Origin of the sequence: Streptomyces sp. NPDC020965, assembly GCF_044333555.1 — a bacterium.
Lineage (GTDB): Bacteria > Actinomycetota > Actinomycetes > Streptomycetales > Streptomycetaceae > Streptomyces.
In genome coordinates this window covers 103,165-127,264 of the sequence record NZ_JBIRRE010000010.1, presented here as the reverse complement: position 1 = coordinate 127,264, position 24,100 = coordinate 103,165, and the positions used below count along the sequence as shown (strand labels likewise).

The 24,100-nt window shown below is 70.3% G+C and carries 24 protein-coding genes; 16 read left to right on the top strand and 8 right to left on the bottom strand.

The features are described from left to right. Positions 1-2: 2 nt before the first annotated feature. Positions 3-905 (bottom strand): UTP--glucose-1-phosphate uridylyltransferase GalU, encoded by a 903-nt coding sequence (gene galU / locus ACH4S7_RS27795; RefSeq protein ID WP_398524048.1) that lies wholly within the window; start codon positions 903-905, stop codon positions 3-5. Between the two features lie 114 nt (positions 906-1,019). Between galU and ACH4S7_RS27790 the strand changes: the two genes are divergently transcribed. Further along, positions 1,020-1,649 (top strand): 5-formyltetrahydrofolate cyclo-ligase, encoded by a 630-nt coding sequence (locus tag ACH4S7_RS27790; RefSeq protein ID WP_398524047.1) that lies wholly within the window; start codon positions 1,020-1,022, stop codon positions 1,647-1,649. Here the strand turns inward: ACH4S7_RS27790 and ACH4S7_RS27785 are convergent. After that, positions 1,633-4,557, bottom strand: coding sequence for a penicillin acylase family protein (locus tag ACH4S7_RS27785; RefSeq protein ID WP_398524046.1), 2,925 nt, complete (start codon positions 4,555-4,557; stop codon positions 1,633-1,635). The genes ACH4S7_RS27790 and ACH4S7_RS27785 overlap by 17 nt on opposite strands. Before the next feature lie 545 nt (positions 4,558-5,102). Here ACH4S7_RS27785 and ACH4S7_RS27780 point away from each other — a divergent pair. From ACH4S7_RS27780 to mscL, 6 genes are all read left to right on the top strand, one after another. Then, the gene (locus tag ACH4S7_RS27780; protein ID WP_398524045.1) at positions 5,103-6,542 is read left to right on the top strand and encodes a potassium/proton antiporter; all 1,440 of its coding nucleotides are present in this window, start codon (positions 5,103-5,105) and stop codon (positions 6,540-6,542) included. Positions 6,543-6,979: 437 nt separating this feature from the next. Further along, positions 6,980-8,275 (top strand): MFS transporter, encoded by a 1,296-nt coding sequence (locus tag ACH4S7_RS27775; RefSeq protein ID WP_398524044.1) that lies wholly within the window; start codon positions 6,980-6,982, stop codon positions 8,273-8,275. A gap of 68 nt (positions 8,276-8,343) precedes the next feature. Next, a complete protein-coding gene (locus ACH4S7_RS27770) occupies positions 8,344-8,703 on the top strand; it encodes an FmdB family zinc ribbon protein (RefSeq protein WP_398524043.1) in 360 nt (119 codons plus the stop codon). Positions 8,704-8,906: 203 nt separating this feature from the next. Next, entirely contained in the window at positions 8,907-9,746 is an 840-nt protein-coding gene (locus ACH4S7_RS27765; RefSeq protein WP_398524042.1) for an S-methyl-5'-thioadenosine phosphorylase, read from the top strand. A 557-nt stretch (positions 9,747-10,303) separates the two neighbouring features. Continuing rightward, entirely contained in the window at positions 10,304-10,978 is a 675-nt protein-coding gene (locus tag ACH4S7_RS27760; protein WP_398524041.1) for a hypothetical protein, read from the top strand. A 141-nt stretch (positions 10,979-11,119) separates the two neighbouring features. Further along, entirely contained in the window at positions 11,120-11,653 is a 534-nt protein-coding gene (gene mscL / locus ACH4S7_RS27755) for a large conductance mechanosensitive channel protein MscL (protein WP_398524040.1), read from the top strand. Between the two features lie 7 nt (positions 11,654-11,660). Here the strand turns inward: mscL and ACH4S7_RS27750 are convergent, their stop codons facing one another. Beyond that, entirely contained in the window at positions 11,661-11,867 is a 207-nt protein-coding gene (locus ACH4S7_RS27750; protein ID WP_398524039.1) for a hypothetical protein, read from the bottom strand. Positions 11,868-12,565: 698 nt separating this feature from the next. On the opposite strand from ACH4S7_RS27750, the gene ACH4S7_RS27745 reads away from it, so the two are divergent. The 3 genes from ACH4S7_RS27745 to ACH4S7_RS27735 all read left to right on the top strand — a co-directional run bounded on the left by ACH4S7_RS27745 (position 12,566) and on the right by ACH4S7_RS27735 (position 15,971). After that, positions 12,566-13,789 (top strand): low temperature requirement protein A, encoded by a 1,224-nt coding sequence (locus ACH4S7_RS27745; RefSeq protein WP_398524038.1) that lies wholly within the window; start codon positions 12,566-12,568, stop codon positions 13,787-13,789. Positions 13,790-13,926: 137 nt separating this feature from the next. After that, the gene (locus ACH4S7_RS27740) at positions 13,927-15,009 is read left to right on the top strand and encodes a P1 family peptidase (protein WP_398524255.1); all 1,083 of its coding nucleotides are present in this window, start codon (positions 13,927-13,929) and stop codon (positions 15,007-15,009) included. Positions 15,010-15,152: 143 nt separating this feature from the next. After that, the gene (locus tag ACH4S7_RS27735; protein WP_398524037.1) at positions 15,153-15,971 is read left to right on the top strand and encodes a DUF6227 family protein; all 819 of its coding nucleotides are present in this window, start codon (positions 15,153-15,155) and stop codon (positions 15,969-15,971) included. A gap of 248 nt (positions 15,972-16,219) precedes the next feature. Here the strand turns inward: ACH4S7_RS27735 and ACH4S7_RS27730 are convergent, their stop codons facing one another. After that, on the bottom strand, positions 16,220-17,773 hold the full coding sequence (locus ACH4S7_RS27730; protein WP_398524036.1) for an MFS transporter: 1,554 nt from the start codon (positions 17,771-17,773) through the stop codon (positions 16,220-16,222). A gap of 61 nt (positions 17,774-17,834) precedes the next feature. Here ACH4S7_RS27730 and ACH4S7_RS27725 point away from each other — a divergent pair, with 61 nt between their 5' ends. Next, complete coding sequence (locus tag ACH4S7_RS27725) at positions 17,835-18,806, top strand: helix-turn-helix transcriptional regulator (protein WP_398524035.1); 972 nt, start codon at positions 17,835-17,837, stop codon at positions 18,804-18,806. 68 nt (positions 18,807-18,874) lie between these two features. Here ACH4S7_RS27725 and ACH4S7_RS27720 read toward each other — a convergent pair whose 3' ends face one another. The 3 genes from ACH4S7_RS27720 to ACH4S7_RS27710 are packed head-to-tail and all read right to left on the bottom strand — an operon-like array spanning position 18,875 to position 19,775. Beyond that, positions 18,875-19,123 carry a hypothetical protein gene (locus ACH4S7_RS27720; RefSeq protein ID WP_398524034.1) on the bottom strand — a complete coding sequence of 83 codons (249 nt, stop codon included), beginning with the start codon at positions 19,121-19,123 and terminating at the stop codon, positions 18,875-18,877. Next, a complete protein-coding gene (locus ACH4S7_RS27715) occupies positions 19,120-19,575 on the bottom strand; it encodes a hypothetical protein (RefSeq protein ID WP_398524033.1) in 456 nt (151 codons plus the stop codon). The genes ACH4S7_RS27720 and ACH4S7_RS27715 overlap by 4 nt, the downstream gene beginning before the upstream one ends. Continuing rightward, complete coding sequence (locus ACH4S7_RS27710) at positions 19,572-19,775, bottom strand: hypothetical protein (protein WP_398524032.1); 204 nt, start codon at positions 19,773-19,775, stop codon at positions 19,572-19,574. Before ACH4S7_RS27710 ends, ACH4S7_RS27715 begins: the two co-directional genes overlap by 4 nt. 108 nt (positions 19,776-19,883) lie before the next feature. On the opposite strand from ACH4S7_RS27710, the gene ACH4S7_RS27705 reads away from it, so the two are divergent. Genes ACH4S7_RS27705 through ACH4S7_RS27695 form a run of 3 tightly spaced genes read left to right on the top strand, consistent with a single transcriptional unit; the run spans position 19,884 to position 21,137 of the window. Continuing rightward, positions 19,884-20,723, top strand: coding sequence for a Scr1 family TA system antitoxin-like transcriptional regulator (locus ACH4S7_RS27705; RefSeq protein WP_398524031.1), 840 nt, complete (start codon positions 19,884-19,886; stop codon positions 20,721-20,723). Next, a complete protein-coding gene (locus ACH4S7_RS27700) occupies positions 20,713-20,919 on the top strand; it encodes a DUF397 domain-containing protein (RefSeq protein ID WP_398524030.1) in 207 nt (68 codons plus the stop codon). Before ACH4S7_RS27705 ends, ACH4S7_RS27700 begins: the two co-directional genes overlap by 11 nt. Positions 20,920-20,930: 11 nt before the next feature. After that, positions 20,931-21,137 carry a DUF397 domain-containing protein gene (locus tag ACH4S7_RS27695; protein ID WP_398524029.1) on the top strand — a complete coding sequence of 69 codons (207 nt, stop codon included), beginning with the start codon at positions 20,931-20,933 and terminating at the stop codon, positions 21,135-21,137. Between the two features lie 73 nt (positions 21,138-21,210). Here ACH4S7_RS27695 and ACH4S7_RS27690 read toward each other — a convergent pair whose 3' ends face one another. Further along, entirely contained in the window at positions 21,211-22,212 is a 1,002-nt protein-coding gene (locus ACH4S7_RS27690) for an RNA polymerase sigma factor RpoD/SigA (RefSeq protein ID WP_398524028.1), read from the bottom strand. A 148-nt stretch (positions 22,213-22,360) separates the two neighbouring features. Here ACH4S7_RS27690 and ACH4S7_RS27685 point away from each other — a divergent pair, with 148 nt between their 5' ends. After that, on the top strand, positions 22,361-22,921 hold the full coding sequence (locus ACH4S7_RS27685; RefSeq protein WP_398524027.1) for a GNAT family N-acetyltransferase: 561 nt from the start codon (positions 22,361-22,363) through the stop codon (positions 22,919-22,921). Between the two features lie 69 nt (positions 22,922-22,990). Then, entirely contained in the window at positions 22,991-24,085 is a 1,095-nt protein-coding gene (locus tag ACH4S7_RS27680) for a questin oxidase family protein (protein ID WP_398524026.1), read from the top strand. Positions 24,086-24,100: the final 15 nt, after the last annotated feature.

The following is a 24,100-nucleotide window of genomic DNA, read 5'->3' as shown; positions in this document are numbered from 1 at the left end:
TGTTACATCTCCTCGGTCACATAGCTGCGAAGCCAGCTCCGGAACTCGGGTCCCAGGTCTTCACGTTCGCACGCGAGTCTGACAATGGCCCGCAGATAGTCTCCGCGGTCGCCGGTGTCGTAGCGGCGGCCCTTGAAGACGACGCCGTGCACCGGTCCACCGATCGTCTCGTCCCCGGCGAGCATTTCGAGGGCGTCGGTGAGCTGGATCTCGTTGCCGCGGCCCGGTTCGGTCTGCCGCAGTATGTCGAAAACCGCCGGATCAAGGACGTACCGCCCGATGATGGCGAGATTGCTCGGCGCGTCGGCGGCGTCGGGCTTCTCGACCAGTTCGGTCACCCGGACCACATCGGATTCACCGGTGGGCACGACCGCGGCACAGCCGTAGAGGTGGATCTGCGCGGGGTCGACCTCCATCAGGGCGATCACACTGCCGCCCGCCCGCTCCTGGACCTCGACCATGCGCGACAGCAGGGGATCGCGCGGGTCGATCAGGTCGTCACCGAGGAGGACGGCGAAAGGCTGGTCGCCGACGTGCGGGGCGGCGCACAGCACGGCGTGTCCGAGACCGCGCGGATCGCCCTGGCGCACATAGTGCATGGTGGCGAGGTCGCTCGACTCCTGGACCTTCTTGAGCCGTTCGGCGTCACCCTTGCGGGTCAGCGCCTCCTCCAGCTCGTAGTTCCGGTCGAAATGATCCTCAAGCGGGCGCTTATTGCGACCTGTGACCATGAGTACGTCGGAGAGGCCGGCCGCGACCGCCTCCTCCACGACGTACTGGATAGCGGGTTTGTCGACGACCGGCAGCATCTCTTTGGGAGTGGCCTTGGTCGCGGGCAGGAAGCGCGTACCGAGGCCCGCGGCGGGGATGACCGCCTTGCTGATCCTGGGGTTCGACTGAGTCATGTGCGGCACCGTATCCGGCGAGTGGGGATGGATATGAGAGGAATAGCGGAAGAACGTAGCCTGTCGGCCCAAGTCCCGCTATAAAGACGCAGAGGAAAGGCTGGTGAGCGCGCGATGAGCGGCGCCCCGTCCGAACAGAACGACCCCAAGGGGACGCTCCGCGGCCAACTGCTCGGCATCCGGCGGCTGCTGTCCACCACCGACGCCACCGACGCCGCGGCGGCCCTCGCCCGCCGCGCCCTGGGCCTCGGCGAACTCGCCGGGGCGGGCACCGTCGCCGCCTACGTCTCCGTGGGGCGCGAGCCGGGCACCCGCGCGCTGCTCGACGCGCTGCGCGAGCGGGGCGTACGCGTCCTGCTGCCCGTACTGCTGCCCGACAACGACCTGGACTGGGCCGCCTACCGGGGCGCGGAACACCTGGCGCGCGCCGGCCGGGGACTGCTCGAACCGGAAGGGCCACGACTCGGCGTGGACGCCGTGCTGGAGGCTGATGCCGTGCTCCTTCCCGGGCTCGCCGTCGACCGTCGCGGCATGCGACTGGGCCGCGGGGGCGGTTCCTACGACCGGGTGCTCGCCCGGCTCATCCGGGCCGGGGCCGACCCGGCCCTGGTGGTGCTGTTGTACGCGAACGAGGTGGTCGAACGGATCCCGGAGGAGCCGCACGACCACCCCGTACACGCGGTCGTCACGCCCGAGGGCGTCACCAGGTTTACGCCGTCCGCACCGACTAAGGGGTCAGTGTGAGCGTGTCGACGGTGTTGTCGTCCACCGCTTTCGCGCTGAACGACCAGTCGAGCAACTCACCGTTGGCCCACTTGTCGGTCTGATCGGTGTAATGGGCACTGTATGCGTGTCCGGAGGCTCCGGTCAGGTTGATCCAGCGGGACTTGTCCCAGTCACCGACATTGACCACCATCCGCATCGACGGCACCCAGACGACGTCGTAGCCGGCCGCGGCGTTCCAGCCGGTCGCGTTGACGGTGGCCTCGCCGCCGCCGAGGTTCCAGGGACCCCGGTTGAGGAGGAACTGGAGCGCCCCCGGGCCCTCGGTGCCGAGCGTCTGGTTCTTCAGCGTCAACTGGTGCAGCCGGCCCCAGCTCCAGGAGTCCAGGTCCTTGCCCAGCTCGGCCGTCAGCTCCCAGCGCGCGTCCTCCATGGCCCGCGCGAACAGCTCGTCGCGGGTGTCGGTCGCCTCGTCCGTACGGCTCTCCGGCGACTGCCACCAGGGGTTCTTCTGGTCCTTGAGGATCTTGCGCACCACCTCGAACCAGCGGTCGCCGCCGTCCGGCTGCGCCGAGTCCCCGTCCCGCTGACCGCACTCCAGCACCCTCTTGGAGAGCTGGTCGTCGGGGGCGGTGCTGTCGGCCGGGCGGACCATCAGGCACTCGCCGTCGACCCGCAGCTCCTTGGGCAGCTTGTTGCCGAAGGCCAGCTTGAGGATGTTGCGCCAGACCGCGTTGAAGTAGGCGGCGGCGGCCGAGTCCGCGTCCTGCGTGTAGCGCCAGCCCTCCAGCAGCTTCTGCGCCTCGCGGACGTACGGGTCGGCGACGTCGATCTTCAGCAGCTCGGGCGTCAGCAGCTTCGCGATCTCGCTGGTGTTGTCCATCTGGGTGGTGCGCATGTCCTCCGTGGAGATCTTGCCGCCGCCCTTGAGCTTGGACTCGATGAGATCGTTGATGCGCTGGCTGCGCGCGCCGTATCCGTAGTCCTTGGTCAGGATGTACGGGTACTTCTTCTCGTCGATGACCGCCTGGTTCGCGGTGACGATGTAGCCGCGATCCGGGTTCAGCTCGTGCGGCAGCTCATCGAACGGGATGCGCCCGTCCCACTTGTACTTCGGGTCCCAGCCGGGCACCGGGACCGTGCCGTCGCCCTCGGCGCGGATCGGGATCGAGCCCGGGGCCTGGAAGCCGATGTTGCCCGCGGTGTCGGCGTAGATGAGGTTCTGCGAGGGCACCTCGAAGTTCTTGGCGGCCTTGCGGAACGACTTGAAGTCGTTGGCGCGGTTGAGCGCGAAGACCGCGTCCATCGACTTGCCGGCTTCGAGCGCGGTCCACTGGAGGGCGACGCCGTATCCGGTGCCGCGGTCCGGACCCTCCTCGACGGGGGCCTTCTGGCCGACCTTCTCCAGTTCGTCACTGCGGTCGGAGACCAGTGGACCGTGGTCGGTGGCCCGGACGGTGATGGTCTTGCTCTTCCCGCCGGCGACCTTGATCACTTCCTTGCGGGTGATCAGCTTCTTGGTCTCGTCGCCCACCTGGTAGGTGCCGCCGGAGAGCTTCTCCAGATAGAGGTCGGTGACGTCCGCGCCCAGGTTGGTGAAGCCCCAGGCGATGTTCTGGTTGTGGCCAATGATCACGCCCGGCATCCCGGAGAAGGTGTAGCCGGAGGTGTCGAAGGTGCAGGAGGCCGAGACCTTACGGCAGTGCAGGCCCATCTGGTACCAGAGCGAGGGGAGCTGGGGGGCCAGGTGCGGGTCGTTGGCCAGCAGCGGCTTGCCGGTGGTGGTCTTGTTGCCGTGGACGACCCAGGAGTTGGAGCCGATGCCGTTGCCGTTCGGGCCGAGCAGCTCGGGGATGGTGTCGAGGGTCTCGGAGAGGGCGGCGAGCCGGTCGTTCAGGCTCCGGGCGGCGTCGGCGGGGGTGCCCCCGGTGTCGACGCGATCCAGGCTGATGTTGTCGCCGTTGCTGTTGTCGCCGCCGCTGTTGCTCCGGCCGTCGGTGCCTTCGGTGCCGTCGCCACCGTTCGTGCCCTCGGTGCCGTCGCTGGAGTTGTCGCCGTTTCCTTCGGAGCCGTTGCCTTCGGACCCGTTGTTCTCGGAGCCGTTGTTCTCTGACCCGTTGCCGTCGCCGTCCGAGCCGTTCTCACTGGAGGGTTCGGCGTCCTCGTCGAACTTGTCGGTGGCGCGATCCACGCCACCGTTCTCCATGATCGGCTTGTTTCTGTCGTACGGGTACTCCGGGTACAGCTCTTTGATCTGCGTCGGCGAGAGCCGGGTCGTCAGCAGGGAACGGTCGATCTCTTCCTGCATATTGCCGCGCAGGTCCCACGCCATCGCCTTCAGCCAGGCCACCGAGTCGACCGGCGTCCACGGCTCGGGCTTGTAGTCGTTGGTGAAGGAGAGCGCCGCGTACTCGACGGAGATCTCCTTGCCGTCCTTGCCCGCCAGATAGGCGTTGACACCCGCCGCGTACGCCTGGAGGTACTTCTTGGTCTCCGGCGTCAGCTTGGTGTCGTACTCCGTCTGCGCGACCTGGCGCCAGCCCAGCGTGCGCAGGAACGCGTCGGTGTCCACCTGGCTCTTGCCGAACATCTCGGAGAGCCGGCCCGCCGTCATATGGCGGCGTACGTCCATCTCCCAGAAACGGTCCTGCGCCTGGACGAAGCCCTGGGCGCGGAAGAGGTCCTCGTCGCTGTCCGCGTAGATCTGGGGGATGCCGTAGTCGTCGCGTTTGACCTCGACCTCACCGCTCAACCCGTCGATCTTGATCGATCCGGTGGTCTGCGGGAAGGAGGCGCGGACAGTACTGACCCCCCAATACCCGCTGTATCCGATGCCGCCGAGCAGCGCCAGCACCAGGACGATCACGACAAAGCGGGCGCGTCGCCCCTTCTTCTTCTTGCGGGAAGAGGCGGTTGTATTGGCGGGCATCGCTGTCCTTCGAGGCGCAGGCTGGTCCAGGAGTGCTGGGAGCAACCATAGGCGCAGCGCCCCGGCGCCCCTGACGCGGTATCCGAAAGCCGACCGTCGGAGGCGGGTGTGGGGCACCGCCGAGACGTCGGCGCCGGCACGGGATCACGGGCCCGCCAGCGCCGCCCCCAGCGCGCTCCCGCCAGCACGAACAAGGGGGTTGATTCGGGCATACGGGACGAGTCGGGCGGAGCACGCGTGCGGGCGGCCTCCGCTATTCACGGACGAGTCGATCACCGTGCGAGCAATGGACCATTTACGACAATGCACATAAGTCAGACCCGGTGTGGATGACGGGGGACCCGGGGCAGGGATCACCGGGCGGATGTGACATCGCGGCGGGATGCGCCCGAAGAGGATTCCGGCGTCAAGAAAACGTTAAAGATTAGGTAAGGTAACGAAGTGTCGCCCGCCGGAGTAACGATCCAGCACGTACAGGGCGCGAGGGGAAGGATCGGCCACTGACTGTCCACCAGCTCAATGAACTCCTGCTCATCTGCTCGCTCGTGCTGCTCATCGCCGTCGCGGCGGTGCGCATCTCGTCGCGCAGTGGGCTGCCCAGCCTGCTCCTCTATCTGGGGATCGGCGTCGCGATAGGCCAGGACGGCATCTTCGACGTCAAGTTCGACAACGCCGAACTGACGCAGGTGATCGGCTATGCCGCGCTTGTCGTGATTCTCGCCGAGGGCGGCCTGGGCACCAAGTGGCAGGAGATCAAACCCGCTCTGCCCACGGCCGTCATGCTGTCGACCGTCGGCGTCGCGGTGAGCGTGGGCATCACGGCTGCGGCGGCCCACTACCTCATCGGCCTGGACTGGCGACAGGCGCTGATCGTCGGCGCGGTGGTGTCGTCCACGGACGCGGCGGCCGTCTTCTCCGTCCTCCGCAAGGTGCCACTGCCGTCCCGGGTGACCGGCGTACTGGAGGCCGAGTCCGGCTTCAACGACGCCCCCGTGGTGATCCTGGTGGTCGCCTTCTCCACCGCCGGCCCGGTCGACCACTGGTACGTACTCGTCGGCACGATCGCGCTGGAACTGGCGATCGGCGCGAGCATCGGACTGGCGACGGGATTCATCGGCGCGTTCGCACTGCGACATGTGGCACTGCCCGCGTCGGGCCTCTACCCGATCGCCGTGATGGCCATCGCCGTCGCGGCGTACGCGGCCGGCGCCATGGCCCACGGCAGCGGATTCCTCGCGGTCTACCTGGCGTCGATGGTGCTCGGCAACTCCAAGCTGCCGCACGCACCCGCCAACCGCGGATTCGCCGAGGGGCTCGGCTGGCTCGCCCAGATCGGCATGTTCGTCCTGCTGGGCCTGCTGGTGACCCCGCACGAGCTGCTCGACGACTTCTGGCCCGCCGTGACCGTGGGTCTGGTACTGACCGTGGTGGCGCGACCGTTCTCCGTCCTCGTCAGTCTGCTGCCGTTCCGCACCCCGGTACGAGAACAGATCCTGATGTCCTGGGCGGGTCTGCGCGGAGCCGTGCCCATCATCCTGGCCACCATTCCGATGGTCGCCGGGGTCGCGGGCAGCGACCGCATCTTCAACATCGTCTTCGTGCTGGTCGTCGTCTACACCCTGGTGCAGGGCCCGACGCTGCCCTGGCTGGCGAAGTGGCTCCGCATCGGGCCCGGCGACCCCTCCGACCTCGGTATCGAGTCGGCGCCGCTGGAGCGGCTGCGCGGGCACCTGCTGTCGGTGGCGATCCCGGACGAGTCGAAGATGCACGGCGTGGAGGTCGCGGAGCTACGGCTGCCGGCCGGCGCCGCCGTCACCCTGGTCGTACGGCAGGAGAAGAGCTTCGTGCCCCTGCCGTCGACCGTGCTGCGGCGCGGGGACGAGCTGCTGGTGGTGGCGACGGATCCGGTACGGGACGCGGCGGAACGGCGGCTGCGGGCCGTGGGGCAGGGCGGCAAGCTGGCGGGCTGGCTGGGCAAGGGCTGACGGCCCCCCGCCCGTACGCACGCGCGTCCGTCCCGTACGGCGCGGCCCATGCGCACGCGCGGCGCGGTCGCCGCATGCACCGGGGGCCTCGTGGGCCAGGGCCTCATGCACCGGGGGTCTTGTGCGTGCCGGGGGCCGGGCGGGGCGTCACCCGTACTACTGCGGTCGCGCGCCGCGCACTGGCCGGTGTCCCCGCTCGTCGTGTCGGGCGGGGGCGCTCGTCTGCCGGGCGGGGGCAGCGGCAGTCCCTGTACGATGAAGGGATTACTTGATCGAACCACCTCTGCCTGACGCAGAGCTGGCGCGACCGTATGGCGGCCGGGCGTCCTCGTAACAGGACTCGGTATCTACCGCAGTCCCGCGCGAGAGGACAGCTCTCGGCCGCTTCCGTACAGCCAGACGGAAGCGTGCCACCAGGCGGCAGAAAGGCACGGACCGTGGCATCCACGGTCACCGACAGCCGGCGCCCCGGCTACGGTCAGCTGCTGCGCACCCCCGGGGCATGGACGTTCCTGCTCCCCGGCTTCTTCGCCCGACAGCCCTTCGCGATGCTGACCATCGGCATCGTCCTGCTGGTCCAGCACACCACCGACTCGTACGGCACGGCCGGCGCCGTCGCCGCCGTCACCGGCGTCTCCATGGCGGTCTTCGCACCGCAGAGCGGCAAACTCGCCGACCGTTTCGGACAGCGCGCGGTGCTGCTGCCGGGCGTGCTCGTGCACACCGCGTCCGTGTCGGCCCTGACGGCCCTCGCACTGGCTGACGCCCCCCTGTGGGCGCTGTTTGTGGCCGCCGTGCCCACGGGCGCCTCGGTACCGCAGGTCGGGCCGATGGTGCGGGCCCGCTGGGCGGCGAAGCTGGAGGGGTCGCCGCTGATGTCGACCGCCGCGGCCTTCGAATCCGTGACGGACGAATTCACCTTCGTCGTCGGACCGGTGCTGGCGACCGCGCTCTGCACCGGCATCCACCCGGCCGCCGGACTGATCGCCGAGGCCACGCTGACCCTGATCGGCGGTCTGCTCTTCGCCGCCCAGCGGCGCACCCAGCCCGCCGTCCGCGAACCGTCCGCCGACGGCGCCGGACCGCGCGTCTCCGCGCTGTCGATACCGGGCGTACGGGTCCTGGTGGTGGCCTTCCTCGGAATCGGCTCGGTCTTCGGCGGAATGCAGGTTTCGCTGACCGCCTTCACAGAAGAGATCGGCAACCCCGGCGCCAACGGTCTGCTGTACGGGATCTTCGCGGCGGGCAACATGCTCGCGGGCATCGCGTGCGGTGCCATCGCCTGGAAGCGCGGCCCGCGCCGCCCCTTGGTGCTCGGTTATGTGGGGCTCACCCTGGCCGCCTCCTTCCTGTGGGCGGTGGACTCGGTCGCCCTGCTGGCGGTCCTCGGTCTGCTGGTCGGCCTCTGCATCGCTCCGGCCCTGATCAGCGGCTACACGCTCGTCGAATCGCTGGTGCCGAGCACGGCCCGTACGGAGGCGTTCACCTGGCTCACGGGCGCGGTGGCTCTCGGCCAGGCCGCGGCGGTCACGGCCGCCGGACAGCTCGCCGACGCGCATGGCGCGAGCGCCGGATTCACGGTTCCCCTGGTGGGTACGGCGCTGGCGCTGGTGACCCTGCTGGCACTGCGCTCACGGCTCGCGCCGAAGGCGGGTTCGACCGAGGCAGTGGGGCGGATCGCGGCGCGTGGGGCGAGTGGGAAGGATCACCGCGCGCGGGTGACGGTGGACTGATCCAGCGGAATACGTCACTATGGACCGTCGTTAGCACTCATTGAGTGAGAGTGCCAGGAGGAAGACCAGTGCCGACCTACCAGTATCAGTGCACCGAATGCGGCGAGGGCCTAGAGGCGGTGCAGAAGTTCACCGATGACGCCCTGACCGTCTGCCCGAGCTGTGACGGACGCCTCAAGAAGGTGTTCTCCGCGGTCGGCATCGTCTTCAAGGGGTCAGGTTTCTACCGCAACGACAGTCGCGGCTCGTCGTCCAGCAGCACCCCCGCCACGGCGTCCGCCGCGAAGTCGACTGAATCTTCGTCCTCGTCGTCGTCCGACGCCAAGAGCTCGACGTCTTCGTCGTCGTCCTCGGCTCCGGCCGGCTCGTCCGCGAAGTCGTCGTCTTCCTCTTCGAGCAGCGCGGGCAGCGGCAGCTCGGCGGCCTGAGCCTCCGCACTCCGCACACCCTTTCGCAGATTTCGTCGTTCATCGTTTTCGTCTGAAGGCCCTGTCGTCTCGTACGGCGGGGTCTTCGGCGTTCCCGGCCGTCCGCCCGGCGTTTCCGGCCCTCGTGTCAGCGTTTCCGGCTGTCCGCTCCGCGTATCCGGCCCCGTTCCTCGGGGCCCCGGCGCGTCGATAGTGTGATCGGTATGGCGAACGCGAACGCAGAGATCGGCGTAATCGGCGGGTCGGGCTTCTACTCCTTCCTGGAGGACGTGACCGAGGTCCAGGTGGACACCCCGTACGGCAGCCCCAGCGACTCCCTCTTCCTCGGCGAGGTGGCGGGCCGGAAGGTCGCCTTCCTCCCCCGGCACGGGCGCGGACACCACCTCCCGCCGCACCGCATCAACTACCGGGCCAATCTGTGGGCCCTGCGCTCGGTCGGCGTCCGGCAGGTGCTGGGACCGTGCGCGGTGGGCGGACTCCGTCCCGAGTACGGACCGGGGACGCTGCTCGTGCCCGATCAGTTGGTGGACCGCACGAAGGCGCGGGCGCAGACCTACTTCGACGGCGAGCCACGGGCCGACGGGGTCGTCCCCAATGTCGTCCACACCACCTTCGCCGATCCGTACTGCCCCGCCGGGCGGGCCGTGGCGCTGAAGGCGGCCCGCGGACGCGCGTGGGAGGCGGTGGACGGCGGGACGCTGGTGGTCGTGGAGGGACCGCGCTTCTCCACCCGGGCGGAGTCCCGGTGGCACGCGGCGGCCGGCTGGTCGGTGGTGGGGATGACCGGCCACCCGGAGGCGGTGCTCGCCCGGGAACTGGCGCTCTGCTACACATCGCTGACCCTCGTCACCGACCTGGACGCGGGGACCGAGACGGGTGACGGGGTCTCGCACCAGGAGGTCATGCGGGTCTTCGGCGAGAAGGTGGGTCAGCTCCGCGACGTGCTCTTCGACGCGGTGGGGGCGCTGCCGACCAACGCGGACCGGGACTGTCTGTGCGTGGACGCCCATGACGGCTGGGACCTGGGGCTGGAACTGCCGTGACGGAGTGACCCTGCCGGAATGCGGATTCCGCCGGCCTGGGTCGGGACGAACGGGACGGCTGGGGCCACCGGGACGGCTGGGACCACCGGGACCACCATGGTGCCGGGCCGGACCGGGCTGGACCGGGGTGCCGGGCCGGACCGGGCTGGGCCGGGGTTTGCCCGGCGTGGGTCCGGTCGGGGCCCGTCCCGGATGGCCGGCGGACTTCCGGCCGGTGCTGTGGGCGAGGGGATGGTCCCGGTGTGGGAACCGTCCAGGTGACGGAGTTGTCCACAACCGGGCGGCCGTCCACAGGCGCCGACGCGGGCGGGGCCGAGCGGGGATCGTGGGGAGCGAGCGGTCGGTGACCAACCGGCAGGTCCCTCCACGGCAGGCGGTGCACACGAATGTCCCCCTTTCCCTCCCCCTCCCCTTCTCGCCCCGCGAGCCCCCCTCGTCACACCCCACCTCCCCCTCCCCTGCCTCCGCTCTCCATGACGAGGTGCGGGGGCGGGGGCGGGGGCGGGCCGGTCGATTGCGCGGGAGGGATCGGCTCACCCGCGCCCGAGCCCCGGGTGGTGCCGCAGTTCCCTCCGTTACGGACGGGGCGCGGGGCCCATCGGCTGCGCCGGGCGGTCCGGCGCCGACGCAGGACCCTGGCGGCCGGACTCGCCCTGACGGCGGCTGCCCTCGCCGCATCGGGCGCCCGTGGGCCGGACGGCCCCGGGGCCGCGCGCGGTGGTGGCGCGGACGGCCCCGGTTCCGCGGCTGACACGGACGGTTCCGGCTCGGCGGATACGGCGGGTGGTTCCGGCTCGCCCCGGGCTTCGGGTGGTTCCGGCTCAGCCGGCAGGACGGGTGGTTCCGGCTCAGCGCACACGGCGGGTGGTGACGGCTCCGCCCGCGCGGCGGGCGGTTCCGGTGCGGCCTCCGCCCCGGCCCGGCGACATCCGCCACGGTCCGCTCTGAAGCTGGTCTCCGCCCCGGTGCGGATCGCCGACGCGGGGACGGTCCGGCTGCTCCGGCCGGGCGACCGCGTCGATGTGATCGCGGCGCCGGTCGCGTTCTACGGGCCGGGCGAGCCGCCGGAGGCCCGGGTGGTGGCCCGGGGAGTCCGGGTCACCGAGGTGCCGGGGGTGGGCCGGGCAGCGGAGGGCGGCGGGGCGCTGGTGGTGCTCTCCGTGCCGCGTGCCGTCGCGGCCGAGCTGGCCGCCGCGAGCGCGACCTCGACCCTGGCGGTGACGGTGTGGTGAACCGCGGTCGTACGCGCCCTCGCACAGACGTACAACCCCGTCACCTCTTCGCCAGCGCGGAGTGGACAGCCCGACCACACGGTGACGTAGGTTGCGGAGCGTTTGGCTCCGTCTCCCGTATCCGTGAAGAAAGGCTCCGTAGTGAGCGAGAAGAAGGTCAGCGTCCTGGACGGCTTCAAGGCTTTCCTGTTGCGCGGCAATGTGATCGACCTGGCGGTGGCCGTCGTCATCGGCGCCGCGTTCACTCAGATCGTGAACGCCGTGGTGAAGGGCGTGATCAACCCCTTGGTGGGCGCCTTCGGCACCAAGGATCTCGACTCCTACAGCTCCTGCATCAAGGGCACCTGCAAGGTGGTGAACGGCGAGGTCGACGGCATCAAGATCATGTGGGGTTCCGTCATCGGGGCCACGCTGACGTTCCTGATCACGGCGGCCGTCGTCTACTTCCTGATGGTGCTGCCGATGTCCAAGTACCTGGCGCGGAAGGCGGCCAGGGACGCGGCGAAGGAAGGGGCGAAGGAGGTCGTCGAGCTGTCCGAGCTGGAGGTCCTGAAGGAGATCCGCGACGCGCTGGTGACCCAGTCGCGCCCCGGTGCGGGCCCGGGTGCAGGCCAGGGTCCCGCTTCGGGCCCCGGCTCGAATCCTGGCTTCGGCCCCGCGTCCGAGCGGCCGTAGCGAAGGTCTACGCGTGGTGGGGCGGCTTCTCGTCGAGGAAGCGCGCCAAGTCGTCGGCGCCGTCGCCCCGCGCGGAAGGCCGCTCGCCCCACCCGCGGTCCGTATCGTCCGAGGACTGCTGGTCCAGCGGATCGTCGAAGTCGATCCTCGGCTTCGGGGACTGCTGCCGAGGGGGCTTCGCGTCTCGCGGTCCGGGGGCGGGGGCGGTGCTCATGCCTCCAGGGTACGGCGGCGCCCCCACCGACGCGCCCGGCCCCGACCGGAAGAGGAGAGCCCGGAGTTCCCGGCGCCACTCGGCGGCCCCCACCCGGCACGGTGGGGCACCGAGTCCCCCGCGCCGGTCGGCCGGCCCCGCCCGGGACGGTGAGGCCCGGAGTTCCCGGCGCCCGGCTGCGGAACCCGCCCGGGACGGCAAGGCTCGAACTCCCCGGCCCCGGGCGGCGGGCCCCGACCGGCACGGTGAGGCACCGAGTCCCCCGCGCCGAACCCCAGGACCCGCCCAGGACGGCAAGGCTCGAACTCCCCCGCTCCGGGCGCCCGACCCCGACCGGCACGGTGAGGCACCGAGTCCCCCGCGCCGAACCCCAGGACCCGCCCAGGACGGCAAGGCTCGAACTCCCCCGCTCCGGGCGCCCGACCCCGCCCGGCACGGTGAGGCACCGAGTCCCCCGCGCCGAACCCCAGGACCCGCCCAGGACGGCAAGGCTCGAACTCCCCCGCTCCGGGCGCCCGGCCCCGACCGGGACGCTGGAGCGGCGAGCTGCCCGGACAGGGCAGGCATCAGGTGCTGCCGGGCAGATGTCAGACACTGCCGGGTGGGCGTCAGGCGGTGGGGTGACGGATTGGTCCAGTCGGCCCGTACGGGGCGGAGGACGCGGCGCGCGGGCGTCCCCCCTCTGGTGTTCTGGGGCCATGACGCCCCCAGCCACCCCGGTCGGCCCGGATTTCGCGGGCGACGGCTACGAACCGCTGCGCCGGATGGTGCCCCGGCGCCGCGACGACGCGCACCGCGCGGCCACACCGCTGGAGCTGTTCTTCGACCTCTGCTTCGTCGTGGCGGTGGCGCAGGCGGGCCGTCAGCTAGTGCACGCCCTCGCCGAGGGCCATCCCGGCACGGGTTTCATCGGCTACTGCTTTGTCTTCTGGGGCGTGTGGTGGGCCTGGATGAACTTCACCTGGTTCGCCTCCGCCTACGACTGCGACGACGTGCCCTACCGGATCGCGACCCTGGTCCAGATCGCGGGTGTCCTCGTCTACGCGGCCGGTGTCCCCCGGGCGTACAACGCCAACGACTGGACGATCGCCGTCATCGGCTATCTGATCATGCGGCTGGCGCTGACGACCCAGTGGCTGCGGGCGGCCGCCGCGGAGACGGGAGGGGCCAGGAAGGTCGCGCTGACCTATGCCGTCGGAATCATGATCTGCCAGGCGGCCTGGGTGGCGCTGCTGTTCGCGCCGGAGCAGGACCGGCGGTGGCTGTTCCCGATCGTCGTGGTGGCGGAGCTGCTGGTCCCGCTGATCGCCGAGCGGGACCGGGAGACGCCGTGGAACGCGCACCACATCGTGGAGCGGTACGGCCTGTTCACACTGATCGTGCTCGGCGAGACGATGTCGGCGAGCACCATCGCCGTACAGTCGGCGATCGACGAGCACGACGCCGTGGGCGAGCTGCTGCCCATCGCCTGTGGCGGGCTGCTGATCGTGTTCTCGGCGTGGTGGATCTATTTCGCCGTCCCGGCACACGAGCGGCTGATCTCCAATCGGCAGGCGCTCCCCTGGGGGTACGGCCATGTGCTGATCTTCGGTTCGGCGGCGGCGATCGGCGCGGGTATGGAGGTGGCGATCGAGCACGCGGTCGGCAAGGCGCACATCTCGGAGTTCGCGGCGAGCGCCGCCGTCACCGTGCCCACGGCGGTCTTCCTCCTGATGGTCTGGCTGCTGCACGCCCGCCATTTCAAGCGCGGCACGGCGCAGCAACTTCCGCTGCCGCTGGCGGCGGTCGCCATCCTCGGCTGTACGTTCGCGGGCGGCTGGGCGGTGCTGGCGGCCGGTCTGGTGGCTGCCGCGACGGTGATGGTCGGTGTAACGCTCAGCTATCAGTCCCCCACATCCGGTCCCGTCCGGTCCAACGCGTGATACCCAAGGGGCTTGAGTGGCGGGGCGGGAGTGAGGGGCGTGTGTGGCGTGGCGAGGGCGAGAGGGTGAGTGACACGGCGAGCGACCCGGTGACGGATCAGGCGAGGGATCAGGCGAGCGGTCAGGCCGGCGGTCAGGTGACGGGTCCGGACCGGCGGGACGCCCTGACGGATGTGGCTGGGCTGCGGGTCGGGCACGCGCGGGTGCCCGGCGAGCGGGCCCTCAGCGGGACGACCGTCGTCCTCGCCCCCGAGGGCGGGGTGGTGGCCGCCGTGGACGTACGGGGCGGTGGGCCCGGCACCCGGGAGACCGACGCACTGGACCCCCGCAATCTGGTGGGCCGGATCGACGCCGTCGTCCTGACCGGTGGCAGCGCCTACGGCCTGGACGCGGCGAGCGGTGTGATGGCCTGGCTGGAGGAGCAGGGCCGGGGCGTCCCGGTCGGCGGCCCCGGGCAGGTGGTGCCCGTGGTGCCCGCGGCCTGCCTCTTCGATCTGGGGCGCGGCGGGGAGTGGCGGGCCAGACCGGACGCCGCGACCGGGCGGGCGGCGATCGAGGACGCGGCGCGTACCGGGCCCGGTGCTCCGGTGGCGATGGGCGGTGTCGGTGCCGGTACGGGCGCGGTGGTCGGCGGCCTCAAGGGCGGTGTCGGCACGGCGAGTACGGTGCTGGCGGGTTCGGGGGTCACGGTCGCGGCCCTGGTGGTCGTCAACGCGGTGGGCTCGGTGCTCGACCCCCGCACAGGAGTGCTGTACGGGCGGTACTTCCACGAGGCCGAGACCGGGGCGGGGGACGGGACCGGGGCCGGGCCCGGTCCGGCGGACCCTCCGTCGCCCGAGGTCCACCGGGCGGCCGGGCTGAGGCTGGCGGAGGCTCAGAAGGCGAGTGGGCCGCCGCCGCTGAACACCACGCTCGCCGTGGTGGCCACGGACGCCGATATCACCCGCGCCCAGGCGCAGAAGCTCGCGGGGACGGCGCACGACGGCATCGCGCGCGCCGTGCGGCCGGTTCATCTCCTCAGTGACGGGGACACCGTCTTCGCGCTGGCCACCGGAGCCGTGCCGCTGCCCGCCGACAACCCCCTCGGCCTCAATGACGTGCTGGCCGCGGGCGCGGACGTCGTGACCCAGGCGATCGTGAAGGCAGTTCTCGCCTCGCGGAGTACGGCGGGACCGGGTGGGGTATTCCCCTCGTACCGGGAGCTGTACGACATCGACTGATGTGCGGTATAGGGGAGTTGGCGCGGCCCGGGGAACTTCACAAAGAGTTCCTTCGTTTTCCCGAACGCAGGACGCGTTGTCGGACCCAGGGGCTACTTTTAGCAATCAACGAGTTACTTGTGGCGACGGCCTGGAGACCCACCTTGAACGATCCGTACGAGACAACCGAGACACACCTCGAACGACTCATGGGTCGGGCGCTCAACTCCTTCGAACTGCCCGACACCACGATCGAGAGGCTCGACTCGGCGCTGGCGCACGCGAGTTCACTGCACTCCTCACACCACACCGCGGCCCTCGACCGCGCGACCTATCGGCATGCCTACCTCCTGAGCGACGGCAGTTCCCTGGTCCTGTGGGAGCTGGTCCACAGCTCGACCCCCGACGGCATCGAGCAGCATGAGCTGTACACGGACGAATCCGAGGTCAGGCTCGCCGCCTCCCGGCTGCCCGCCGGGTTCCCGGGCTTCGGTGACCTCGACGGACCGCCGGGGGCCTCCTCCCGTCCGGCCGGAGAGGACGGCTCCGCCGAGCAGGACGCGACGGGTCCCGGCGTCCACAGCGCGGACCTCGACTCGGACTTCGAGCTGCTGACCAGCCTGATGGCCGCGCCTCCGGCCGCGCTCCCCCGGATGTACGTCCCGGACAATTCGGCTGACCACGCCCGTCGCGTCCTGCGCCGCGCGGAGAACGCCGACCGTCCGGGCAAGCAGACGGCACGGCTGCTGCGGACCGCGTTCGCGCACCACATCACCCAGGTCTTCGGCCGTCAGTGCCGGGTCGAGGGCAAGGACGCGGGCTTCACGCTCTACGAGCACGCCTTCCTGCTCCTCGACGGCACGGAGGTGAGCCTGTGGGAGGTGGAGCACACGGCGACGCCCGACGGCCGCCATATGTGCGAGGTGTACGGCACGGAGCACACCGCGCGGGAGGCGATGGAGCACCGGGCCCGGGTGCGCTGACCGCACCCCCGCCCGCGCCTGGATCCCGGCACGGGTCCTCACACGGGCCCCGTCGCGGGGGCCCATCACGGGTGTCCCTCCACGCCCCCGGCCGTCCGTCCACGCACTGACGGACGCCTGGCCAGGAGGTAGGTCCCTCGACCGGGCGTCCGTCAGTGGTGCGGGAATACGTTCGGGAATACGGGAGCACGGATTCCGTCCCGCCTGCCGCCTGCTGACCGGTTGAGCGCGCCGGTCGCCCGGAGGGCTCAGCGGGTCAGTGCGGGCGCCTTACCGGACTCGGGCTCGGGCGCCGGATCGGGCAGGGTGTCCGCCGTGGCGCCCTCCAGATGCTGCTTCGGGCGCTTCGGCAGCGCGAACATCACCGTGAAGATCACGACCAGCACCGCCGTCACCCACCACAGCGAGTTCTGGAACGCGTCCACGAACGCGTCCCCCGCCGCCGGGCCCAGCGCCATCCGCTCCTCGTCGATCGTCCCGAAGAACACCACCGACACCAGGCCGAGCCCCAGCGCCGTACCCATCTGCTGCACCGTGCTGATCAGTCCGGACGCCGAACCGGCGTGCTCGCGGGGCACCTCCGAGAGGACCGCGTCCGTCAGCGGCGCCACGATCAGCCCCATGCCGAGGCCCATCACCACCAGCGGCAACACCATCTGCCAGGAGTGGATCCCGGTGCCGTACCGCGCGGCCTCCCAGATGTAGATCAGCACCCCGGCCGCCATCGTCAGCGCGCCCGCCTGGAGCACCTTCCGCCCGAACCGTGGCACCAGCAGTTGTACGGACACCCCGGCCGCCGCCGACACCGCGATGGAGAACGGCACCCCTGTCAGCCCCGCCCGCAGCGCGCTCCAGCCGAGACCGATCTGCATGTACAACGTCCAGACCAGGAAGAACACACCCAGCGCGATACCGAAGGTGAGCTGTACGGCGATTCCGGCGGCGAAGCTCTTCACCCGGAACAGGGAGAGTTCGACCAGCGGCGAGCCGTCCTTGCGCGTCTTGTACCGCTCGTACGCCACGAACACGGCGAAGACCGCCAGGCTGCCCACCATGCAGAGGTGTCCCCAGAGCGGCCAGTCCAGCTCACGGCCGCGCGTCAGCGGATAGATCAGCATCAGCAGCGCCGTCGTGACCAGGACGACGCCGAGCAGGTCGAGCCGGAGCGCCTGCGGCGCGCGGGACTCGGTGATGTACTTCCGGCCCAGGATGAGCCCGGCGATGCCCACCGGCAGATTGATCAGGAAGATCGGCCGCCAGCCGAGGCCGAAGAGGTTCCACTCGGTCAGCAGCGCGCCGAGCAGCGGACCGGAGACCGCGCCCAGTCCGACGATCGCGCCGAACAGCCCGAAGACCTTGCCGCGTTCGTGCGCCGGGAAGGTCGCGTGGACGATCGCCAGCACCTGCGGGACCATCAGCGCGGCCGTCGCGCCCTGGAGCAGCCGGGCCGCGACCAGAAGCTCCGCGCTCCCGGCGAGTCCACAGAGCGCGGACGCGAGGGTGAAGCCCGTGATGCCGACGAGGAAGAGCCGCTTGCGGCCGTAGATGTCGCCGAGCCGCCCACCGGTGATCAGTCCGGCCGCGAAGGCGAGCGCGTATCCAGCGGTGATCCACTGGATGGCGCCGAAGGACGCGCCGAGGTCCCGTTCGATGCTCGGGATCGCGATGTTGACGATGGTGACGTCCACCAGGTCCATGAACGCGGCGGTCATGATGACGGCGAGCGCGATCCAGCGACGGCGGTCGGCCGCCGCGTCGAGTGGGGTGGTGGGTGGAGTGGCCGGTTGGCTCTCTGAACTCATGCGCCGACCGTAGGAGTCAATTAGGCCCGGGCACGACCTAGATAACCGCATCCTGGAAGACATGACGGACACCCCGGCACGGCTGCTGAATCTGCTCTCCCTCCTCCAGACCCCCCGCGAATGGCCCGGCAGTGAGCTGGCCCAGCGGCTCGACGTGAGCCCGCGCACGATCCGACGGGACATCGACCGGCTGCGGGACCTGGGCTATCCGGTCGAGGCGACCCGGGGCGCGATCGGCGGCTACCGGCTGGTCGCCGGAAGCGCGATGCCCCCGCTGCTCCTGGACGACGAGGAGGCCGTCGCCATCGCCGTGGGGCTGCGGGCGGGCGCGGGCCACGCCATCGAGGGCATCGAGGAGGCGTCCGTACGGGCCCTCGGCAAGCTGGAACAGGTCCTGCCCTCCCGGCTGCGGCACCGGGTGACGACCCTTCAGTCGGCAACGATTCCGCTGACCCGGGGCGACGGCGCGACGATCGACCCCCGCACGCTGACCACACTCGCGGGCGCGGCGACGGGACAGGAGCGGCTGCGGTTCGCCTACCGGGCGGGCGACGGCGCGCAGACGCGGCGGCTGGTGGAGCCGTACCGGCTGGTGTCGACCGGATACCGCTGGTACCTCGTCGCGTACGACATGGGGCGGGAGGACTGGCGGACCTTCCGGGTGGACCGGGTGTCGGAGCCGTTCGCGACGGGAGCGAGGTTCGAACCGCGCGAGCTGCCGACCGGTGACGTCGGGAAGATGCTGAACGCCTCGGCCACGCGGGACCGGCCGGAGTACGAGGTCGATGTGAGCTTCGAGGCACCGGCCGCCTTCGTGACGGCGCGGCTCCCGAAGTCGCTGGGCCCGCTGACGGAGACGGCCTCCGGCTGCCGTCTGCTGGCCCGGTCGGCGGACTCGGTGGAGTGGATGGGCCTGCGACTGGCCCTGGTGGACTGCGACTTCACGGTGCACGGCCCGGCCGAACTGGTCGCGTACCTGAAGTCCCTCGGCACGCGGCTGACGCGCTCCACGAGGTCCGCCTGCGACGGCTGAGGTGGCCGAGGCGGTGGCGGCTGAGGGGCGGGGGCCCGGGATCAGGGCCGCCGCCCCCAGCAGACCCGTTACCTCGGCCCCGGGACCCGGGCCGGGAGGGTCATCCTCGGCGGATCGTGCGGGTGGTTGCGGATCTCGACGTTGCAGTCGATGCCGCTCGACGGGTCGTAGGCGGAGTGGCGCGGGTCGTTGTGGGCCGTCCGCCATGCGTCGAGCAGTCCGCACAGGGTGCAGTCCGCCATCGGGGCGGGTGGCGCCGGCACCGGGAGCATGGGCAGCTCAACGGGCTTCTCCTGGCTCCGGAAAGGCTCGGTCATCTCTCGCTCACTCTCTCGCGGGGGTCGGTGGATATCTCCGGTTCGGGGCCCAGCCGTACGGTCACGGGCCAGATCGCCAGCCGGAAGACGCCGTTGCCCCCGTCGTCCACGGTGAGGGTCAGGGGAGCGCCGGTTCTGAGCTGGTCGCGGACGGTGGTGCTGCGCTCGACGGCGTCGGCCCAGACGCGGAGCCTGGTCGGTCCGTCGGGCCGGGTGCTGTGTCCGTGTGCGGTGACCGGTCGCGCCCAGGGGGCGGACCTCGGGTCGGGGTCCAGCCGGTCCGCGATCCGCCGCGCCTGCCAGCACATCCACGCCAGCGCGCGGCGCGGGGAGATCTCCGACCTGGTCGCGAGAACGAAGGCGACGGATGCGCCGCCGCCTATGCCGGTGCCCGTGGGCCCTTCGGCGATCACATCGCAGTAGTACTCCCGCCGCGCGTACGGGCGGGTCACGACAGCCCCCGCCAGTCCTCATGCTCCTCGTTGACCTCACGCACCCGTTCGCGCAGGTCCTGGAGTACGGGCGAGTCGTCCTGAGGGGATTCGGTACGGGGTCCATCCGGGCAGATCGCGTTCCCGCAACGGCAGGGCGGCCACGCGAGCACCGACCGGATCGGTAATTCGCCGCGATCGGGATGGTCGAGACTCGTCACGCCGACGACTCCTCTCCGTAGTGGTTTCACTACCAAGGCGGCTCAGCGTGACTTAGAGTCGGGCACATCTTCAACCTGCCGATAAGCTGGGAAGATTTGGGATGGCTCATGAATCGCAAAGACCTTGACCCACAGTCCTCGCCCCGCGCTGCATTCGGTGCACAACTCCGCAGGTCACGCGAATCTAACGAATGGATTCAAGACCAACTAGCCGAACGGATGGGCTACTCGGGAACGCACGTGTCTGCCGTAGAAACGTGCCGCAAATCCCCCACGTTGCAGTTCGCGAGGCGGGCTGACACCGCGCTTGGCACGGGGGCGACGTTCGAAGTCATGTGGCAGGCCATCAGGAAGACCGTCCTCCTGGAGGGGTTTCCCGAGTACCTCCAGGAGGAGGTGAAGGCGACGAAGCTCTATACGTTCGAACTTGGAGTCATCCCGGGCATTTTCCAGACTCCTCGGTACGCAGAAGCTCTTGCGCAAGCAGACGTGGAGCGGGGAGCAATCACGCCAGAACTGGGCGCGGAGCGGGTGGCACTCCTGAGGACTCGCCAAAAACGCCTACTGGAAGCACGGGACGCGCCACTTCTCTACGCGGTGCTGGATGAGAGCTGCCTGTGCCGCAAGGTCGGTGGGCATGACGTGATGGCTGACCAGCTCGAACACCTTGCGCAGCAAGCCAGGGCGCCACACGTGACGGTTCAACTGGTCCCGTTCAGCATGGGACATCTACGCCCACTGCTACTCCCCGTGGTGCTGCTGACCATGCGTGATCGGACAGTCGTGGGCTACACCGAGTCGGCGAGTCGTGGCTATTTAGAGCGAGACGACAATCTCATAAGAGCCTGGGAAAGGGCCTACGATCACTTGCAGGCAGGTGCGCTGTCCCCGGCGGCCTCCCTGGACCTGATCAGCGCTGCTCGGAAGGATTTCCAAGATGGACGGTGACCTGAGTACGGCCCGGTGGGCCAAGTCGACATACAGTCAGCAGGGGGGCAATTGCATCGAGTGGGCCCCCGCGCACGCATCCGCGAACGGCGCCATTCCCGTCAGGGACAGCAAGCGTCCCAACGGACCCTCCCTGAAGGTCAGCCCTACCGCATGGGCCGGACTCATCACCCTCGCCCGGTCCACCGACCTCTAAGGATCCCCACGATGGCCAGTGACCTGAGTACGGCCCAGTGGTTCAAGTCCTCCTACAGCAACAACGGTGGTTCGTGCATCGAGTGGGCCCCCGCGGACGCATCCGCGAACGGTGTCGTGCCTGTCCGCGACAGCAAGCGCCCGAGCGGCCCCTCCCTGGCGGTCAGCCCTGCCGCATGGGCCGGACTCATCACCCTCGCCCGGTCCGCCGAGGTCTAGGCGGGCCCGGACAGGGAAGGACCCCGAGGCCAGGGGGGGTGGGCCTCGGGGTCCGGTTCTGGGGGGGGGAGGGTCAGGCCGCCGCGTCGAAGCCCGTGTCCCTCGCCATGCGCTTCAGTTCGAGCAGCGCGTGCTTCTCGATCTGGCGGATCCTCTCACGTGTGAGGCCGTGCTCCTTGCCGACCTCCGTCAGTGTCCGCTCGCGGCCGTCCATGATCCCGTACCGCATCCGGATGATCGACGCCGTGCGCTGGTCGAGCTTGCCGATCAGATCCTCCAGGCCCTCGCTGCGCAGCAGCGTGAGCACCGACTGCTCCGGCGAGACCGCCGAGGTGTCCTCCAGCAGATCGCCGAACTGGGTCTCGCCCGCGTCGTCCACCGCCATGTTGAGGCTGACGGGGTCGCGCGCCCAGTCGAGCACGTCGATGACGCGCGCGGGGGTCGAGTCCAGCTCCGCCGCGATCTCCGTGGGCTCGGGCTCGCGGCCCTTCTCACGGTTGAACTCGCGCTGGACGCGGCGGATGCGGCCCAGCTCCTCCACCAGGTGGACGGGGAGGCGGATGGTGCGGGACTGGTCGGCTATGGAACGGGTGATGGCCTGACGGATCCACCAGGTGGCGTACGTGGAGAACTTGAAGCCCTTGGCGTAGTCGAACTTCTCGACCGCGCGCACCAGGCCCGCATTCCCCTCCTGGATCAGGTCGAGCAGGGGCAGGCCGCTGCGCGGGTAGCGGCGGGCCACGGCGACGACCAGCCGGAGATTGGACCGGATGAAGACGTCCTTCGCCCGCTCGCCGGCGGCCACCAGGGCCTCCAGCTCTTCGCGCTCGGCGCCACCGGCCTCGCTCTCGACCTCCTTGCCAAGGATCTGCTGTGCGTAGACCCCGGCCTCGATGGTCTGGGAGAGCTCGACCTCCTTGGCGGCGTCGAGCAGGGGTGTGCGCGCGATCTCGTCGAGATACATGCCGACCAGGTCGCGGTCGGCGATCTCGCCGCCTACTGCGCGAACGCTGCTTGCCCTGCCGCTGGTCCTGGTGGTGTCGGACTGGCGGCGGGCGACGGCACGGGTTGCCATGCGAGCTCCCTTGCTGAGTTGGTCGCGACACCCTTCCGGGTGCCCTGCATCCGATGGAATCAACGATTGGAAACCGGACAGAATTCCCACGGCCTACGCCGATTTTTACGATCTTGCAGTACCCTGTCCCGCCATTAGGGGAGGGCAGATGCCACACAAACACGCAGAAGTGCAGGTCAGGCCGGGAACAGAGGCCGATCTGGGGGCCCTGACGGCGCTCTACAACCACTACATCCTTGAGACAGCCATCACTTTCGACACAACCGCCTTCACTGAAGAACAACGCATCCCGTGGTTGCGTTCCCACCCTGAAGACGGCCGGCACCGGCTTCTGGTTGCTCGGGATGTCCGAAATGAGGATGCGCGACCGGAAGGCGACGGCTGGGGGAATCTCCTCGGCTATGTGACGAGCAGCCCGCTGCGGCCCAAGGCGGCCTATGACACCTCGGTGGAGGTCAGTGTCTACTGCGCTCCCGAGGCGGCCGGCCGGGGGATCGGCACCCTGCTGTACAAGTCGCTCTTCGAGGCGCTGGCGGACGAGGACGTCCACCGGGTCTACGCGGGGATCACCCAGCCCAATGAGGCGTCCACCCGGCTGCACGACCGGTTCGACTTCCGTCCGATCGGGACGTACCACGAGGCGGGCCGGAAGTTCGGGCGCTACTGGGACATCACCTGGTACGAGAAGCGACTGGGGCTGGAGGTCTAGGGCCCCTCCCGGGGACCTAGGACTCCAGCCCGTTACGGACCGACCACACCACTGCCTAGGGTCCCCGGCATGGAGAGTCCGGCGCACGAAGAACAGACAGCGACCATCACGGACAGCGAGCGGGCCGGCGCCCCGGCGCCGGCCCGGACCGCCGTGGACGATGCCACGGGGAAGCTCGACGAGGCACTGGAGCGGCTGCACCGCACGGGTCCCGAACGGGACGGCTGGCTGAGCAATCACGCCCCCATGGCCGTGGAAGCACTCGTCCGGCACGGTCAGGGGGACACCGTCCACCGGTGGCTGGACCGCTACCGGAACAAGCTGGAGGACATGCCGGAGGTCAGCACTCCGGTGACCGGCGACAACTGGCGCGAGGCCCTGGGCGACCCGCGCCGGATCGCCGACTGGGCGGTCCACTTCGAGCGGGCGACGGCCGAGCGGCCCTGGCGCGATGTCCTCGCCGAGTGGTGGCCCCGGCTGCTGCCCGGCATCGCGGCGGGGGCGACGCATCCGGTGATCCGGGTGGGCCACGCCGTACGCACTCTGCTGACCGGTGCGGAGACCGGGCCGCGCGTCACCGAGGTGGCGCACGCCCTCGGGTACTGGGCGGCCCGCCATCAACCGCTGCCCGCGCTGCGGGCGCTCGACCGGGCCCCGAGCGCGGCCGCCGCGCTGGACGCGGTGCCGAGGGTGCCCGACCCGTCCGGCGGCATCGTGCACCGGCTGGAGCAGCTCACCGCCTTCCCCGACTGGCCCGACGCGTCGGCGGACCCGGACACGGCCCGGGAGCGGCTGCGGGAGCTGGTCACGGCGGCGACCCACCGTTACGCCACGCACGGTCACGGTGAGCCGGTGATGCTGGTGCACGCGGCGACCGCGCCCAACGCCGTACTGCGGACGCTGCCGGCGCTCCCCCGCGCGCTGTGGGCGCCGAGTCTGGGGGCAGCCTGGGCGGCGAGCGCGGCGGTCACCGCGGCGTACGCACCGGCCGGGCCCGCCCCGTACACCCCGACCCGGGCGACGGCGGAGGAGATCTTCGAGCGGGCCGCGGCGCACGGCGACGACCATACGATCAAGTTCACGGACACCGCGCTCGACATCGGCGACGGGCTCGCGCTGACGGCGGCCGTCCGGTCCATCGAGATGAACGAGCCCTTCCTCTAGGCCCTGTCCGGGCCC